General features: G+C 62.2%; 18 protein-coding genes. 8 read left to right on the plus strand and 10 right to left on the minus strand.

Annotation, left to right across the window (positions count from 1 at the left end; genetic code table 11):
• Positions 1-7: 7 nt before the first annotated feature.
• From IB266_RS22650 to IB266_RS22660, 3 genes are read right to left on the minus strand one after another with little or no spacing between them, the layout of a single operon-like run.
• The gene (locus tag IB266_RS22650; RefSeq protein ID WP_092204741.1) at positions 8-1642 is read right to left on the minus strand and encodes a GMC family oxidoreductase; all 1635 of its coding nucleotides are present in this window, start codon (positions 1640-1642) and stop codon (positions 8-10) included.
• Entirely contained in the window at positions 1639-2187 is a 549-nt protein-coding gene (locus IB266_RS22655) for a sorbitol dehydrogenase family protein (protein WP_192262520.1), read from the minus strand. Before IB266_RS22655 ends, IB266_RS22650 begins: the two co-directional genes overlap by 4 nt.
• A 3-nt stretch (positions 2188-2190) precedes the next feature.
• Positions 2191-3561 (minus strand): cytochrome c, encoded by a 1371-nt coding sequence (locus tag IB266_RS22660; protein ID WP_192262648.1) that lies wholly within the window; start codon positions 3559-3561, stop codon positions 2191-2193.
• 512 nt (positions 3562-4073) lie between these two features.
• On the opposite strand from IB266_RS22660, the gene IB266_RS22665 reads away from it, so the two are divergent.
• Positions 4074-5714, plus strand: a complete 1641-nt coding sequence (locus tag IB266_RS22665) for a methyl-accepting chemotaxis protein (RefSeq protein WP_192262523.1) — start codon at positions 4074-4076, stop codon at positions 5712-5714.
• A 53-nt stretch (positions 5715-5767) separates the two neighbouring features.
• On the opposite strand, the gene IB266_RS22670 is transcribed toward IB266_RS22665, so the two are convergent.
• The gene (locus tag IB266_RS22670) at positions 5768-6028 is read right to left on the minus strand and encodes an accessory factor UbiK family protein (RefSeq protein ID WP_060740084.1); all 261 of its coding nucleotides are present in this window, start codon (positions 6026-6028) and stop codon (positions 5768-5770) included.
• A gap of 415 nt (positions 6029-6443) precedes the next feature.
• On the opposite strand from IB266_RS22670, the gene glnK reads away from it, so the two are divergent.
• The 4 genes from glnK to sutA all read left to right on the plus strand — a co-directional run bounded on the left by glnK (position 6444) and on the right by sutA (position 9214).
• Positions 6444-6782, plus strand: coding sequence for a P-II family nitrogen regulator (gene glnK, locus IB266_RS22675; protein WP_002555808.1), 339 nt, complete (start codon positions 6444-6446; stop codon positions 6780-6782).
• A 33-nt stretch (positions 6783-6815) separates the two neighbouring features.
• Positions 6816-8150: an ammonium transporter gene (locus IB266_RS22680; RefSeq protein WP_060740085.1), complete on the plus strand. Its 1335-nt coding sequence runs from the start codon at positions 6816-6818 to the stop codon at positions 8148-8150.
• Between the two features lie 212 nt (positions 8151-8362).
• Positions 8363-8788, plus strand: coding sequence for a secondary thiamine-phosphate synthase enzyme YjbQ (locus IB266_RS22685; RefSeq protein WP_192262525.1), 426 nt, complete (start codon positions 8363-8365; stop codon positions 8786-8788).
• A 102-nt stretch (positions 8789-8890) separates the two neighbouring features.
• Entirely contained in the window at positions 8891-9214 is a 324-nt protein-coding gene (gene sutA / locus IB266_RS22690; RefSeq protein ID WP_072406034.1) for a transcriptional regulator SutA, read from the plus strand.
• 653 nt (positions 9215-9867) lie between these two features.
• On the opposite strand, the gene IB266_RS22695 is transcribed toward sutA, so the two are convergent.
• The 6 genes from IB266_RS22695 to lptM are packed head-to-tail and all read right to left on the minus strand — an operon-like array spanning position 9868 to position 14469.
• Positions 9868-10572: an HAD family hydrolase gene (locus IB266_RS22695; protein ID WP_060740087.1), complete on the minus strand. Its 705-nt coding sequence runs from the start codon at positions 10570-10572 to the stop codon at positions 9868-9870.
• Positions 10569-11468 (minus strand): tyrosine recombinase XerC, encoded by a 900-nt coding sequence (gene xerC / locus IB266_RS22700; protein ID WP_060740088.1) that lies wholly within the window; start codon positions 11466-11468, stop codon positions 10569-10571. The genes IB266_RS22695 and xerC overlap by 4 nt, the downstream gene beginning before the upstream one ends.
• A 2-nt stretch (positions 11469-11470) precedes the next feature.
• The gene (locus tag IB266_RS22705) at positions 11471-12193 is read right to left on the minus strand and encodes a DUF484 family protein (RefSeq protein WP_192262526.1); all 723 of its coding nucleotides are present in this window, start codon (positions 12191-12193) and stop codon (positions 11471-11473) included.
• 13 nt (positions 12194-12206) lie between these two features.
• The gene (gene dapF / locus IB266_RS22710; protein ID WP_060740090.1) at positions 12207-13037 is read right to left on the minus strand and encodes a diaminopimelate epimerase; all 831 of its coding nucleotides are present in this window, start codon (positions 13035-13037) and stop codon (positions 12207-12209) included.
• Positions 13038-13041: 4 nt separating this feature from the next.
• Entirely contained in the window at positions 13042-14289 is a 1248-nt protein-coding gene (gene lysA, locus IB266_RS22715) for a diaminopimelate decarboxylase (protein ID WP_192262529.1), read from the minus strand.
• Positions 14290-14298: 9 nt separating this feature from the next.
• Entirely contained in the window at positions 14299-14469 is a 171-nt protein-coding gene (lptM, locus tag IB266_RS22720) for an LPS translocon maturation chaperone LptM (RefSeq protein WP_072406122.1), read from the minus strand.
• A gap of 185 nt (positions 14470-14654) precedes the next feature.
• Between lptM and cyaY the strand changes: the two genes are divergently transcribed.
• From cyaY to rnk, 3 genes are all read left to right on the plus strand, one after another.
• Positions 14655-14987 carry an iron donor protein CyaY gene (gene cyaY, locus IB266_RS22725; protein WP_092443009.1) on the plus strand — a complete coding sequence of 111 codons (333 nt, stop codon included), beginning with the start codon at positions 14655-14657 and terminating at the stop codon, positions 14985-14987.
• A gap of 4 nt (positions 14988-14991) precedes the next feature.
• A complete protein-coding gene (locus IB266_RS22730) occupies positions 14992-15207 on the plus strand; it encodes a DUF1289 domain-containing protein (RefSeq protein ID WP_103310269.1) in 216 nt (71 codons plus the stop codon).
• A 212-nt stretch (positions 15208-15419) separates the two neighbouring features.
• Complete coding sequence (gene rnk, locus IB266_RS22735; RefSeq protein ID WP_060740094.1) at positions 15420-15830, plus strand: nucleoside diphosphate kinase regulator; 411 nt, start codon at positions 15420-15422, stop codon at positions 15828-15830.
• Positions 15831-15832 lie beyond the last annotated feature (2 nt).

The following is a 15832-nucleotide window of genomic DNA, read 5'->3' on the forward strand; positions in this document are numbered from 1 at the left end:
ACAGGCCCTACACCTCCCTCAGCAATTGATCGGCGATACGAATGCTCAGTGCGGCCCCAGTCAGCGTGGGGTTCACGCAGGACGATGACGGCATCACGCTGGTCCCGGCGATAAACAGGTTGGCGTGGTCGTGGCTACGGCAGTCGCGGTCAACCACCGAGTTCTTCGGATCGTCGCCCATGATGGTGGTGCCCATGATGTGCTGACGGTTCTGGAAGTTGACGTCGGTGCTGAGGATGTCGGCGTCGAGCAGGTGGGCGAACTGCTTGAGGTCCTCCAAGGCCTTTTCCTTACCCGCGTGCCAGTAGTCGGGAACGCTGTAGTAGATCTCCGGTACCGGCAGGCCAATCGCGTCGAAGCGAGTCTTGCTCGGGGTGACGCGGTTTTCCGGCAGCGGCAGGGTTTCGAAGTCCACTGCCCAGTTCAAGGAGCGCGCCGACTGCAGGCGGATCTGTTCGTCGAGCTTGGAGCCCAACACTCCCTTGGCGATCAAGTTGGTGGTGATCTGCGAGGTGGGCACCGTGTTGCGAACCTTGATCTTGTAGCTCGGGTAGTCCTTGCGGAATGCGCCGTCGCGGCTGTTCAGGTAGACCAGCAACTGGGTCGGTCCCTCGCCGGGCCACATGTCCTCCTTGGTCATCACGTTCATGCTCACACCCGTGTGGTCCATCAGGTTGCGACCGACCTGATCGGAAGTATTGGCGATGCCGTTGGGGTATTTCTCGGACGTGGACATCAGTAGCAGCTTCGGCGATTCGATGCCATAGGCCGCCAGCACGAAGTACCGGGCGGTCAGGCGATGCTGGGTCTTGTCGGGGCGCATGTACCAGATCGCGCTGATCTTGCCATCGTCGCCGGCCTCGATCCGGTACACCACCGAGTTGTCCAGGACCTTGGCGCCATGGCGCTCGGCCTCGTCGATATGCATCGAGCCGTCGTACTTGGCGGCAATCGGGCAGACCGGGTTGCAGTTGTTGTTGCCCGCGCACGGTGGGCGTTTGCCATAGGGGCGGGTGGCGCGGCCATTGGGTTCGAGGATCGGGTTATAGCCGCCCTTGCTCAACAGGCTCGAGAGGCGCTTGAACATGTAGCTGGGCTTCAGGCCTTCCATCGGGTAGGGAATCGAGCGCGGTGGATAAGCCGCACCACCCTGGCCACTTTCATCCTGGCCGTCGACTCCGGACACGCCCAGCTCGGTCTCGGCGCGGGCGTAGAAGGGTTCCAATTCGTCATAGCTGATCGGCCAGTCACGCCCGCGTCCGTAGAGGGAGTTGAGGCGGAAGTCGTTGGGCAGCATGCGCCACAGCGAGGAACCGAAGTGCCAAGTGGTGCCGCCGACTACCCGCAGGTAGGAGGTGTTGTATTTCACCGGGCCGACCTGCTGCAGGTAGTCGCCATAGGTGGAAGGTGCATGAGGCAGGCTCGGATAGGGCGAGCCGGCACCCTGCAGCTTGGCGTTGGCCAGCGAGAGCTTGACCGGCGCATTGCGGAAGGTCTCGACGATGTCACGGCGGTTCACCCGTGGGCCCGCTTCGAGGACGATCACGGATTTGTTCGCCTTGGCCAGCTCGCTGGCAATCAAGCCACCCATCACGCCGGAGCCGATGACGACCACATCGGCGTCGTAAACAACGCTGCTCATAGTTTGAAATCCTGCGTGTCGGCTGGCTTGGCGCCCCAGGATTCGGGGCCGCCACCGTAGGTTGGAATGATGAGAATGCCGTGGGTCGGTCGATACATCAGCGCCTCGGAGTAACTGATCAGTTCGGCATCGGCGAGCTCGCCGACGATGCCCAAGTACCAGGCCGAGATGATGCTGGTGGCCGTCGCTTTCAACGATGGGTCCGGGTTGGCCTGGGCCAGGTATTCATCCACATGCTTGAAGCCCTGCCCATCGACCAGTTGCTTGAGGGCGCCGACATTGCCGCTGAAGTTCGGTGCGCGCCGGCTCAGGGCGCGGTAGTAGCGCGCCGCCAGGACCGGGTTGACCGGACGGCTGACAAGGAATTGCGACAGGGCGATAAAGTCCTGGTCGCCCTCGGCCATCACCGATTGCCAGGGGCCGAGGCCTCCGGCCAGGGCCACCAGGCCCAGGGTGACCGATCCGCGCAGCAGGCTGCGGCGTGACAGTCGGGCGGTGGGGGTTGATGAAGCGGGCATGTGGGTGTCGGTCATTGAAGTTTCCATTGCTCAGGCCTCCTGCAGCCGGCGACGAGCCTTGAGTCTGTAAAGCCCCAGGAGGATCAGCAGGCCGATCACAACCAGTGCCGGTACGCTGTAGCGCGCCAGCACGGCGATGGGGGCCTTGGGTCCGCCTTCGCGTACCTGTGCCACATCGGCGGCAGTCACGTTCAAGCCGGCGTTGCCGTAGCGGGACAGGACGTAGTTGCTGACGTCGGCGATCTGCTGGTCGTCGAGGCGATCGGTGAACAGCGCGCCCGGACCGAAGGCCGGCATGTCGATTGCCACGCCGTCGACTTCGCGATGCACGCCGTAGACGATGGTCGCGATCAGGTTGTCGCGGCGGCTGGTCGCGGTGTTGTGGAACAGTGACGGATACTCACGAGTGCCCTCGCCGTTGGCCTGGTGACAGTTGGCGCAGGTGCCGCTGAAGATGTGCCAGCCCGGATTGTCCTGCGGCTTGCCGCCGCGCAGGCTGAGTTCGTCGTTCGACGCCTGGCCGAAGGTATGGCGGGCCTGGCGTTCGCCGGTGGCGATTGGCTGGGTCTGCAGCAAGTAGGTGGCGATGGCCTTGAGGTCCTCCTCGCCGAGGTACTGCAGGCTGTGCTCGACCGCCTCGGCCATGGGCCCGGCAGCTTGCGCCTTGCCCTCCACATGGCCGCTGCGCAGGTAGGCAACGAGCTCATCGCTCGACCAGGCGCCGATACCGCTGGTCTTGTCCGAGGTGATGTTCGGGGCGTACCAGGCCCCCAATGAGCCACCGGAAAGCGCCTTGGCGTTATCCGCCGCCATCAGGACATTGCGTGGGGTATGGCAGGTGTCGCAGTGGGCCAGTGCATTGACCAGGTAGTCGCCGCGATTGACCTGCGCGGACTTGCCCGGATCCGCCTCGAAGCGTTTCTGGCTATGGAACAAGGCGTTCCAGCCGAGCATCGAGGCGCGGATATTGAACGGAAAGTCGAGCTCGGTCTTGGGGCTGGGCGTATCCACCGGCGCGACTTCATCCATGAAGTACTGGTACAGGGCGGCGACGTCGCTGTCGGTCATCTTTGCGTAGGAGGTGTAGGGCATCGCTGGGTACAGGTGGGTGCCGTCCGGGGTTACACCGTCGCGCACGGCGCGGGCGAAGTCTGCCTGCGTGTACTGGCCGATGCCGGCGCTCCTGGAAGGGGTGATGTTGGTCGAGTAGAGGGTGCCCATCGGCGAGTTGAGTGGGTAACCGCCGGCAAAGGGCTTGCCACCGACGGTGCTATGGCAGGCCACGCAATCGGCGGCCACCGCCAGCCGCTTGCCGGGCGAAGCGCTGGTGTCGAGTGTCTCGCCGTGGGTCGCCAGGCTGACCGTCATCAGGACCAGGCCGCCCGCGAGCATATTCATCATGGACTTCACCTTGCCCACGCCGGGCAATGGCTGATCCCTCCTCTGCGGATACATGTGTCACTCCTCATGGATTTCGACGCGTGGCCTTTGGCTCGGCTCGTTAAATTTTCATAGTTGTACGATGTCTTGCGTTGCGATAAAGATTTCACATGATGTAACATTTTGCAACGATTATGGCTAAGAGCTACTATCTGTTTGTTTTTATTGAACGGCTCTAGTACGGGCTTTTCAGAAATTGATGAGCAAAATCATCGTCAGCGAGACGGGCAAGAAAGAAAGGAAAATGCTTCATCCGGATTGAGGGTGAACAGAGGGGTGTGGCTTACATTTTCGTGATGTTGTACGACGTCGTGACGAGAAAACCATCAAGCGGCACGCCAACGATGCCCGGTCGGCAGACGAACCCGAGCGGCGATGGAATCAGGACACAGGCCCTTAACCTGGCGTTACGCGGGGCAGGGAAATGCACACATGACCGGGCTGCTGGACCAGCATCCCATGAGGATCCACCGATGAACTGGCTCAACGACGCAAAACTATCGACCAAATTGATCACCTCGTTTTTCCTCTGCGCCCTGATAACGCTCGCCGTGGGCATGCTTGGCGTCAGTGGGGTTTCCGCGCTGTCGACGCGTTTGCAGGGAGTGTTCAACAACAACCTGGTCTCGGTCGCCAATACGTCGCAGACCAAGACCAAGGCGGTCGGCCAGACGCGCGACATGTACCGGCTGTATGTCGCTACCGCCGGCAATGCTCCGCAGAGCATGAAGGATGAGTTTCTCGCTTCGATGAAAGCCAATCAGTTGGCCAGCGAAAAGGCTTTCGCCGATTACCGCAAAGGCAATCTGGCTGAAGACGAGCGCATCGCCGGCGATCAGATGGCCCGCGATTGGCCGGTCTACCAGGCCATTGTGCAGCAGTACGTGGCGATGATGGCGGCTGGCGACCTGGAAAACGGCCGCACCCTGTTGCTCGGTGACTTGCAGAAGACTTATCGCAAGGTGATGGACCAGTTGACCATCATGATCGACTCCAATGACCGTCAGATCAGCGAAGACGCCAAGGCCGCCACGCAGCAGGAGGTGACGGCCAAGACCGTGTTGTACAGCGGCATCGTCGTGGCGTTTATCGCTGCGCTGCTGTTGGGCATGTTTATCAGTCGCCTGATCAGTCGACCGATTGCCGTGGCGGTCGATTGCGCACAACGCATCGCCCAGGGCGACCTCACTCAGCACATCACCAGCAACAGTCGCGACGAGGCCGGCCAGTTGCTCAAGGCCCTGGGTGACATGCAGACGAGTTTGAAGACCACCATCCAGCAGATTGCCAGCGCTTCGGACCAATTGGCTTCCGCCGCCGAGGAGCTGACGGCGGTCACCGATGATGGCAGTCGTGCCTTGATCCGACAGAATGATGAAATCCAGCAGGCTGCCACGGCCGTGACCGAGATGACTTCCGCGGTCGAGGAAGTGGCCCGCAACGCGGTCTCCACTTCACAGGCTTCGCAATCGACCAGCTCACAAGCCAGCGAAGGGCGTGATCAGGCCCGTAGCGCGGTGCAGGCGATCAATACGGCAACCCAGGAAATCACCGCGTCCACCGGGCTGGTCAGGGATCTTGCCGTGCAGGTGCGCGATATTGGCAAGGTGCTGGATGTGATCCGCGGGATCGCTGAACAGACCAACCTGTTGGCGCTCAACGCGGCCATCGAGGCGGCACGCGCCGGGGAGCAGGGCCGCGGTTTTGCCGTGGTGGCCGATGAGGTTCGCGCCCTGGCGGCCCGCACCCAGGCGTCAACCGGTGAAATCGAGAGCATGATCCACGCGGTACAGGACCGTGCCGACAGTGCGGTTGATGCGATGGGCAAGAGCCAGGCGCTGGTGACCGAGACCCAGGGCCTGGCCCGGGCCACTGGCGAGGCGCTGGAGCAGATCGCCGACGGCATCTCGCAGATCAATGACCGTAACCTGGTGATTGCCACGGCGTCCGAGGAGCAGGCCCATGTGGCCCGCGAGGTCGATCGCAACCTGGTGAATATCCAGGATCTCTCGACCCAGACTGCGGCCGGGGCGAACCAGACCAATGCTTCGAGCCAGGAGCTGTCCAACCTGGCCCTGTCATTCAATAGCCTGGTTGGCCGTTTCCGTCTCTGACCCTTCAGGTTGAATACGCCTGGGTTACCGGGCGTATGTCGCAGGCGCGCGGCTTATTCCTGGGCTGGAGCCAATCGCGCTTCCAGCTCAGCGACCTTGGCCTCCAAACTCTCGAGCCGCGCTCGGGTCCGGGCCAGCACGACCATCTGGCTGTCGAATTCTTCCCGGCTTACCAGGTCCAGCTTGCTGAAGCCGCTTTGCAGCAGGGCCTTGAACTGGCTTTCGATTTCGCTTTTGGGCAGCGGCGTGTCGCCACTCAAGATACGGGAGGCGTGGCCGCTCAGGGCGTCGAGGAGGTCTTTGGGCGCAAGCATGTGCAGGTGTCCTGGAAACGATGGCGGGCAGTGTACCACGCAGTGTCTATAGTCAATTCGTCAGCCAGGGATGCACGCTTTTCGCGCATGGAGCCGGGCGGCGCTGCACTGTTGTTGTGCGTATCGCTGCGGTTCGTGGTGCGGTGCACGTCGAGCCGGTGGCCAAGGGGCTGAAATCAGAGGGTTTGGGTGCAGATGGCAAGGTTTCTGCTTAGAGGCTGATGACCCATGCACTGATGCAGTCGCTGTGACGAATGCAGTGCAGCAGGCGGAACGGGGAGTTTCGTCAGGATCGGTTAACTGGCACCTGTCGGGCAACTTGGGCCGACGACGCGTTACAAAGCCAGGCACTGCGCTTAGACTTGAGTCGGGTTTGTTTTCCTGGGGCAAGTCCACCAATTCGGGAGAAAGTTTCATGAAGCTAGTCACTGCCATCATCAAGCCGTTCAAGTTGGACGACGTGCGCGAGTCGTTGTCCGAGATCGGCGTGCAGGGCATTACCGTTACTGAGGTCAAAGGCTTCGGTCGGCAGAAGGGCCACACCGAGCTGTATCGCGGCGCGGAGTACGTGGTCGATTTCCTGCCCAAGGTGAAGATCGATGTCGCCATTGACGACAAGGATCTGGACCGGGTGATCGAGGCAATCACCAAGGCCGCCAACACCGGCAAGATCGGTGACGGGAAGATCTTTGTGGTCAATCTGGAACAGGCTATCCGCATCCGTACCGGCGAAACCGATACCGACGCTATCTAAGCCGCCAAACCCAACGCCCCAGGAGAAAACAATATGACTCTGCGTAAATTCGCAGGGCTAGGAGCCCTGTTGTCCTTCGCAATGCCTGGCCTGGCCATGGCAGAAGAAGCGGCAGCCCCTGTCCTGAACTCCGGCGACACCGCCTGGATGCTCACGGCCACGATTCTTGTACTGTTCATGACCATCCCCGGATTGGCGCTGTTCTACGGCGGCATGGTCCGTTCGAAGAACATTCTTTCCGTGATGATGCAGTGCTTTGCCATTACCGGTCTGATCAGCATCCTGTGGGTCATCTATGGCTACAGCATCGCGTTCGACACCACCGGCATGGAGCAGGGCGTCGTCAACTTCAACTCCTTCATTGGCGGTTTCGGCAAAGCGTTCCTGGCAGGTGTCACGCCAGCCAGCCTGACCGGCCCGGCGGCGCTGTTCCCTGAAGCGGTGTTCATCACCTTCCAGATGACGTTCGCCATCATTACCCCGGCCCTGATCGTCGGTGCATTTGCCGAGCGGATGAAGTTCTCCGCCATGCTGATCTTCATGGGCGTGTGGTTCACCCTGGTGTATGCACCGATTGCGCACATGGTCTGGTCCGGCAATGGCGGCCTGATGTGGGATTGGGGCGTGCTGGACTTCGCTGGCGGCACCGTGGTGCACATCAACGCTGGTATCGCCGGCCTGGTGGCGTGCCTGGTATTGGGCAAGCGCAAAGGCTTCCCGACCACGCCAATGGCGCCGCATAACCTGGGTTACACTCTGATGGGCGCGGCCATGCTGTGGGTCGGCTGGTTCGGCTTCAACGCCGGTTCCGCTGTCGCCGCCAACGGCACTGCCGGCATGGCGATGCTGGTGACCCAGATCGCTACCGCTGCGGCGGCACTGGGCTGGATGTTTGCCGAGTGGATCACCCACGGCAAGCCAAGCGCGCTGGGCATTGCCTCGGGCGTGGTGGCCGGCCTGGTTGCAATCACCCCGGCTGCCGGCACCGTGGGCCCGATGGGCGCCCTGGTCATCGGCCTGGCGGCGGGCGTGGTGTGCTTCTTCTGCGCCACCACCCTCAAGCGCAAGCTCGGTTATGACGACTCCCTGGATGCCTTCGGCGTGCATGGCATCGGCGGTATTCTCGGCGCGATCCTGACCGGTGTGTTCGCCGCACCGGCCTTGGGTGGCTTCGGCACCGTGACCGATATCGGCGCGCAAGTGTGGATTCAATTCAAGGGCGTGGGTTTCACGGTGGTCTACACCGCGATCGTCACCTTCATCATCCTCAAGGTCCTGGACGCTGTCATGGGTCTGCGTGTCACCGAGGAAGAAGAAGCTGTGGGCCTGGATCTGGCCCAGCACAACGAGCGTGGCTACAACCTGTAAGCACACGCAACAAAAAATGCCCGGTTCGCCGGGCATTTTTTTGTCTGGAGTTTGTCATTGCTCACAAGGTACGGCGGTTTTTCCGACGCCTTTTGTTGTGGATGCGACATGGGTTTTTATACCGCCAAAGGCTTACACCGAAGCAAGAATATTAGGGCCTTTGTTTTTTCCCAGAGCGCGCTAGAATGCGCGCCGAACGTGCGGAGATCTGTATGTGGCAACAGACGCTGATAACCCTGCGGGCAAGGCCCCGGGGCTTTCATCTGGTGACGGACGAGTTGCTGGCCGGCCTGCCTGACCTCCAGGCGTGTCGTGTCGGTCTGTTGCATCTGTGGCTGCAGCATACCTCGGCCTCGTTGACCATCAACGAGAACGCCGATCCGGCGGTACGTCGAGACTTCGAACGATTTTTCAATCGGCTGATCCCACAAGGAACAGCCGGCTATGAGCACAACGACGAAGGCTTGGACGACCTCCCGGCGCACTTCAAGGCCAGTGTGCTCGGTTGCCAGCTCAGCCTGCCGGTTACGGCGGGACGGCTGGCATTGGGAACCTGGCAAGGTGTTTATCTGGGCGAGCACCGTGATCACGGCGGTGCTCGTAAAGTCCTCGCCACCTTGTACGGTGAAGGGGCATAACCGCTGATTGCCAGCGGATGTTGAATTTTTTCTGGCAGCCTTCGAACAGATGGCGAAGCTGGGCTATAACTAATCTGCTTTTCGCAAGTCATGAGGTAGAACATGAGCGACGATGATCTGGAAAACGACGACCTCGAAGTAGGCGACGAAGACGAGACCGAAGAAGGCCTTGAAGTGGCGGCTGAAGACGTTGCCGAAGACGATGGCGCCGACGTTCCGGCACCTACCGCCAAGGGCAAGGCCAAGGCCGCGGTGTCGGTCGACGAGTTGCCGAGCGTAGAGGCCAAGAACAAGGAGCGTGATGCGCTCGCCAAGGCCATGGAGGAGTTCCTGGCCAGGGGCGGTAAGGTGCAGGAAGTGGAAGCCAACGTGGTCGCTGATCCACCCAAGAAGCCTGACAACAAGTACGGCAGCCGCCCTATCTGAGTATCGGCTTCTTGCTTGCTGAAAAAGCCCGCCGTCGCTGCGGGCTTTTTCATGGGCGCAACTCTACTCCGGGCCAGGCGCAGTCCCTGTGGGAGCGAGCTTGCTCGCGATAGCGGTGGGTCTGTTGGCATTGATGTTGGATGTGCCGCCGTCATCGCGAGCAAGCTCGCTCCCACAGGTTTTTTTGGTGGGCGGGGAGCTGCGGGACACAGCCGCTCCAGGGTGGGAGCGAGCTTGCTCGCGATAGCGGTGGGTCTGTTGGCATTGATGTGGATGTGCCGTCGTCATCGCGAGCAAGCTCGCTCCCACAGGTTTCTTTGCCGGGCGGGGAACTGCGGGACACAGCCGCTCCAGGGTAGGAGCGAGCTTGCTCGCGATAGCGGTGGGTCTGTTGGCATTGATGTTGGATGTGCCGTCGTCATCGCGAGCAAGCTCGCTCCCACAGGTTTCTTTGCCGGGCGGGGAACTGCGGGACACAGCCGCTCCAGGGTGGGAGCGAGCTTGCTCGCGATAGCGGTGGGTCTGTTGGCATTGATGTTGGATGTGCCGCCGCCTTCGCGAGCAAGCTCGCTCCCACAGGTTTCTTTGTCGGGCGGGGAGCTGCGGGACATAGCCGCTCCCACAGAGGGGCTTTGGCGGCTGTGAGGCAGGGTTCAGGGTTGGCTATGCCAACCCGCCAACAGCCCCGGCAGTTCGGTCAGGCTGCGAATTTCCGCGTCCGGCGCATGGTCGGCATTCCAGGGCTTGCCTGCCGGGTTGAACCACACCGCGCGCAGGCCGGCCTGTTGGGCGCCGGCGATGTCGTCGCCCGGGTGATCGCCAACGTGCACAGCGGTCTGTGCCGTGGCGCCGCCGCGCTGCAGGGCTTCGTGGAACAATCGGGCGTCAGGCTTGGCGATGCCGATGTCTTCGGCGCACAAGGCGAACTTGAAGTAGTCCGCCAGCCCCAGGCGTCGCACGTCGGCGTTGCCATTGGTGACTACGCCGAGGGCGAAATGATTGGCCAGGATTTCCAGGGTGGGCTGCACCTCGGGAAAAATCTCCAACTGATGACGGGCGTGCAGGAACGTCTCGAAGGCCTGGTCCGCCAGTTCAGAGGCGTGCCACTGGTCGTAGCCGGCTTCCTGCAAGGCACGGAACAGCACCCGCCGGCGCAGCGCACTGATGCGATGCTTGAGGTTGGGTTCTTCGCGCAACACTTGCTCGCGAATCGAAAAAAGATGCTCCACCGGCAGCCCGCCCAGGTTCGGTGCGTTGTCGCTCAGCCATTGGCGGAGTATGGCTTCGGCGCTGGCGATTACCGGGGCGGTGTCCCACAGGGTGTCGTCCAGGTCGAAAGTGATGAGTTCGATGGTCATGATTCGTCGCCCTTGATGCGTTTGGCCCTGGGGTGGGCACTGTCATAGACCGTCGCCAGGTGCTGGAAGTCCAGGTGGGTGTAGATCTGTGTCGTCTTGATGTCCGAGTGGCCCAGCAGCTCTTGAACGGCGCGCAGGTCCTGGGAGGACTCCAGCAGATGGCTGGCGAAGGAGTGCCTGAGCATGTGTGGGTGCAGGTTCTGCCCCAACTCGCGTTCGCCCGCGGCCTTGACCCGCAGCTGAATCGCCCGCGGGCCGAGGCGCCGACCGCGTTGGCTGACGAATACCGCGTCGTCGGCGGGGTTGGCCAGGGCCCGCAGGGGCAGCCACAGCTCCAGGGCTTCACGGGCCTTGCGGCCGACAGGCAGCAGGCGGGTCTTGCTGCCCTTGCCGAGCACCTGGACCATGCCGTCGGCCAGGTCCAGTTGATCCAGGTTAAGCCCCGTCAGCTCCGAAAGCCGCAGGCCGGAAGAATAGAACAGCTCGAGAATCGCCTGGTCGCGCCGGGCCAGGAAGTCATCTTCGACGGCGCCTTCAAGCAATTGCAGGGCGCGGTCGGTGTCGAGGGTCTTCGGCAGCCGGCGTTCGCCCTTGGGCGGTGCCAGGCCGGTGGCCGGATCGTGATCGCACAGGCCTTCGCGATTGAGGTAGTGATACAGGCCGCGCACCGCCGACAACAGTCGCGCCAGGCTGCGGGAGGACTGTCCCTGTTGATGCAGGCGGGCGATCAGGCTGCGCAAGCGCTGGATGTCCAGGGCCGACCAACTGCCGATGTTCTGCTTCTGGCACCAGCCCAGCACTTTTTCCAGGTCGCGGCGATAGGCCAACAACGTGTGGGGCGACACCTGACGCTCACTGCGCAGGTGTTCGCAGTAGGCGTCCAGTTGCCGCTCCATCATCAGCGTACCGAGCGCAGCGAACCGGCGACTCTTGGCAGCACCCGGCCGGTGACTTCGGCGATGTAGCTCAAGAACAGCGTGCCCACCGAACTCTTGTAGTGCTGCGGATCGCGGCTGGCGATGGCCAGCACGCCATGCACGCCCTGGTGGGCGATGGCGACGACGGCGGTGGAGCCGATCTGCTTGCGCTGTTCTTCGCCGAACAGGAAGTCCAACTCATGTTCGCGCAGGCTGCCGCTGACGCTTTTGTTTTCCGTGAGCAGGCCGCCGATGGCCGTCTGCGCTTCGACGTGGGTCACCCAGCGGCCCACCGGCATGGCGTTGTCGCCAAACAGGATCAGGCTGACAAAGGGCACCTGGAAATCCTGGCGCAGGCTGTCTTCGACGCTCATGACCAGGTCTTCGAGGGTGCTGGCGTCCATCAGGGCCAGGATCAGCCGACGGGTCTTGTCGAAGAGCCGGTCGTTGTCCCGGGCCACGTCCATCAGGTGCGAAAGACGATGGCGCATTTCGATGTTGCGCTCGCGCAGGATTTTCATCTGGTGCTCCACCAGCGACACGGTGTCGCCGCGCCGGTGGGGGATGCGCATCGTCGCAAGCAGTTCTTCATGCTCGACGAAGAAGTCCGGATGAGCCTCCAGGTAAGCGGCCACGGCCGCGACTTCTGGAAGGCTGGGAGATTCGTCGGGCTGTGGGGCTGGAACCTGTGGCTGATCGGTCATGGGTTTGGCTCACTCAAAGACGAACTTGTCCTTCGTATACGCGCACTGCCGGGCCGGTCATCATCACCGGTTGGCCAGGGCCCGCCCATTCGATGGACAGACGCCCGCCGGGCAGGTCGATCAACAATGGTGAATCCATCCACCCCTGGCTGATCGCAGCGACGGCAGCGGCACAGGCGCCGGTACCGCAGGCCTGGGTTTCCCCGGCACCGCGCTCCCAGACGCGCAATTGTGCGCGGTGACGGTCGATGACTTGCAGGAAACCGACATTCACCCGCGCGGGGAAGCGCGGGTGGTGTTCGATTTTCGGCCCCAGCTCATGCACTGGGGCGCTGTTGATATCGGCCACTCGCAGCACGGCATGGGGGTTGCCCATGGAAACTGCCGCCAGTTCCACCGTGTTGCCATCGACTTCCAACGGATAGCTCAGGGCCTGGGCCGGCGCTTCGAATGGAATGTCCGCCGGTACCAGGCGCGGAGCGCCCATGTTGACGCCGATCTGGCCGTCGCTGCGCACATCCAGTTCGATGATGCCGCTCTTGGTCTCGACGCGGATCTGCCGCTTGGCGGTCAGGCGCTTGTCCAGCACGAAGCGGGCGAAGCAGCGCGCGCCGTTGCCGCATTGCTCCACTTCCGAGCCGTCGGCGTTGAAGATCCGATAACGGAAATCCACGTCCGGGTTGTTGGGCGCCTCGACGATCAGCAACTGGTCGAAACCGATACCGGTGTGCCGGTCTCCCCATTGCTTGGCATGCTTGGGCAGGATATGCGCGTGCTGGCTGACCAGGTCGAGGACCATGAAGTCATTGCCCAGGCCGTGCATCTTGGTAAAACGCAGCAGCATGGTTTTACTCCGGCAGCAGGCTTTCGCCGGCAAACAACTCGGCTACCGTCTCGCGGCGACGCACTTCGAATGCCTGATCACCGTCCACCAGCACCTCGGCGCAACGGCCGCGGGTGTTGTAGTTGGAACTCATGACAAACCCGTAGGCACCGGCCGAATGCACGGCCAGCAAGTCGCCTTCTTCCAGCGCCAGCTCCCGACCCTTGGCCAGGAAGTCACCGGTTTCGCAGATCGGCCCCACGATGTCGTAGGGGCGGGCCGCGGTGTCACGAGGGCGCACGGCGGTGACGTCCATCCACGCCTGGTACAGCGCCGGGCGGATCAGGTCGTTCATCGCCGCATCGACGATGGCGAAATCCTTGTGCTCGGTGTGCTTGAGGTATTCGACCTGGGTCAGCAGCACGCCGGCATTGGCCACGATATAGCGGCCGGGCTCGAACATCAGCGCCAGGTCACGGCCTTCGAGGCGCTCGCGCACCGTCTTGATGTAGTCGGCCACCAGCGGCGGCTCTTCATCGCGATAGCGCACGCCGACACCGCCACCCAGGTCGATGTGGCGCAGGTAGATGCCGCAGTCGCCGAGGCGATCGACCAGCGCCAGCAGGCGGTCGAGGGCATCGATGAACGGTTCGAGGGTGGTCAGTTGCGAGCCGATGTGGCAATCGACACCCAGCACTTCGAGGTTCGGCAGCTGGGCGGCGCGTACGTACACGTCCTCGGCGTCGGCAATGGCGATGCCGAACTTGTTTTCCTTCAGGCCGGTGGAGATGTACGGGTGGGTGCCAGCGTCGACGTCCGGGTTCACGCGCAGGGAGACCGGCGCGCGAACGCCCAGCTCGGCGGCGACAACCTGCAGGCGCTCCAGCTCATCGGTGGATTCGATGTTGAAGCAGTGCACGCCGACTTCCAGGGCACGGCGCATGTCTTCGCGGGTCTTGCCGACGCCGGAGAACACGATCTTGTCGGCGCTGCCGCCCGCGGCCAGCACACGCTCGAGCTCGCCACCGGAGACGATGTCAAAACCGGCCCCCAGGCGCGCCAGGACATTGAGCACACCCAGGTTGGAGTTGGCCTTGACGGCGAAACACACCAGGTGCGGCACCCCGTCGAGAGCATCGGCGAACGTCCGATACTGGGCTTCGATGTGGGCACGGGAATAGACGTAGGTCGGCGTGCCGAAACGTTCGGCGATCGCGGACAGGGCAATCCCTTCCGCGAACAGCTCCCCGCCACGGTAGTTAAAAGCGTCCATGGCGTTCCCTTAGTAAGTGGTGTGGGTGTCGTGCGAGTGTGTCTTGGATTGCGACGACTTGGCCTGTTCTTCAGGGGACTTGCTGTCATCAGGCAGGTACAGCGGACCTTTTTGACCACAGGCTGTCACGAGGCAGGCAACCGCGACGAGCGCAGCAAGGGAAGAGATCAGGCGCTTCATGGCGAAATCCTTGAAAATGCGTTAATTGCGCCGGAGTATACCGGCCACCCGTCAGCTTGCCTATGCAACGGGGCGCCCGTCCGGCGGCACTGTTGTCGTTGATCGGTATATCCTTTGCAATCGCCGGGCGGCGTCCGTATCTTGCGGCGCTTGAGCATGAGCAGACATTTTCGAGGTTGCCGCAAATGAGTTTGACTGAAGCCCGTTTCCACGATCTGGTCGATGCGACCCAGCAAACGCTGGAGGATGTGTTCGATGACAGTGGCCTGGACATTGACCTGGAAATCTCCGCCGGTGTACTCACCGTCAAGTTCGAAAACGGCAGCCAACTGATCTTCAGTCGCCAGGAGCCGTTGCGGCAGCTGTGGCTGGCGGCGGTCTCCGGCGGCTTTCATTTCGACTACGACGAGGAAAGCGAGCGCTGGATGTGCGACAAGAGCGAAGAGCAACTGGGCGAGATGCTCGAGCGCATCGTCAAGCAGCAGGCGGGCGTGGAACTCGAGTTCGAAGGCCTGTGACGGCGTGATCCAGACCGCCCCGCCACGGCCCCCCAAGCCGCTCTACAGCAACGTCAGCCCCGCCGTGCCGTCGCCGTGCACCAGCGTGTGCAAGCTGGATGAACAGAAGGTCTGCCTCGGCTGTTTCCGCCATGTGGAGGATATCCGCGAATGGCGCTCGGCCGATGATGAGCGCCGGCGGGTCATCTGTGCCGAGGCGCTCAAGCGCAGATCCCTGTAGGAGCTGCCGAAGGCTGCGATCTTTTGTTCTTGATCTTTGCGGTTTTCGCTTGAGGCTCAATTGCTCGGATCAAGATCGCAGCCTCGTTGCACTCGTCAGCTCCTACTGATAGTGTCCGGCTACGCCTCAATTCGTCGAGGCCCGTGAAAACCCCGCCTTTTTGTGGCGGGGTTTTGCTTTTTTTGTGCAGAAGAAAGGAGTCTGCCTGGATCATGACCGCACCTTCCATCACCCTTACCCGCCTGGACGTACAGCGTCTGGAACGCCTGATCGACAGTCTTGATGAAACGCTGCCAGGCGTGATTGCGTTGCAAACCGAACTGGATCGCGCCGAGAACGTGGTGGGCCACGAAGAAGTGCCTGCCGATGTCGTGACCATGAACTCGCGTGTGCACTGCCGCGAAGAAAGCAGCGGCAAGGACTATCACCTGACATTGGTTTATCCACAGGACGCCAATGCCGACGAAGGCCGGATCTCGATCCTGGCGCCGGTGGGCAGTGCCTTGCTGGGCCTGAAGGTCGGCCAGCACATCGACTGGCCGGCCCCGGGCGGCAAGACGTTGAAGCTGACCTTGCTGGACGTCGAATACCAGCCCGAAGCAGGCGGCGACTTCCACCTCTGAGT

The sequence above is a fragment of the Pseudomonas sp. Pdm06 genome (genome assembly GCF_014851795.1).
Lineage (GTDB): Bacteria > Pseudomonadota > Gammaproteobacteria > Pseudomonadales > Pseudomonadaceae > Aquipseudomonas > Aquipseudomonas fluorescens_AA.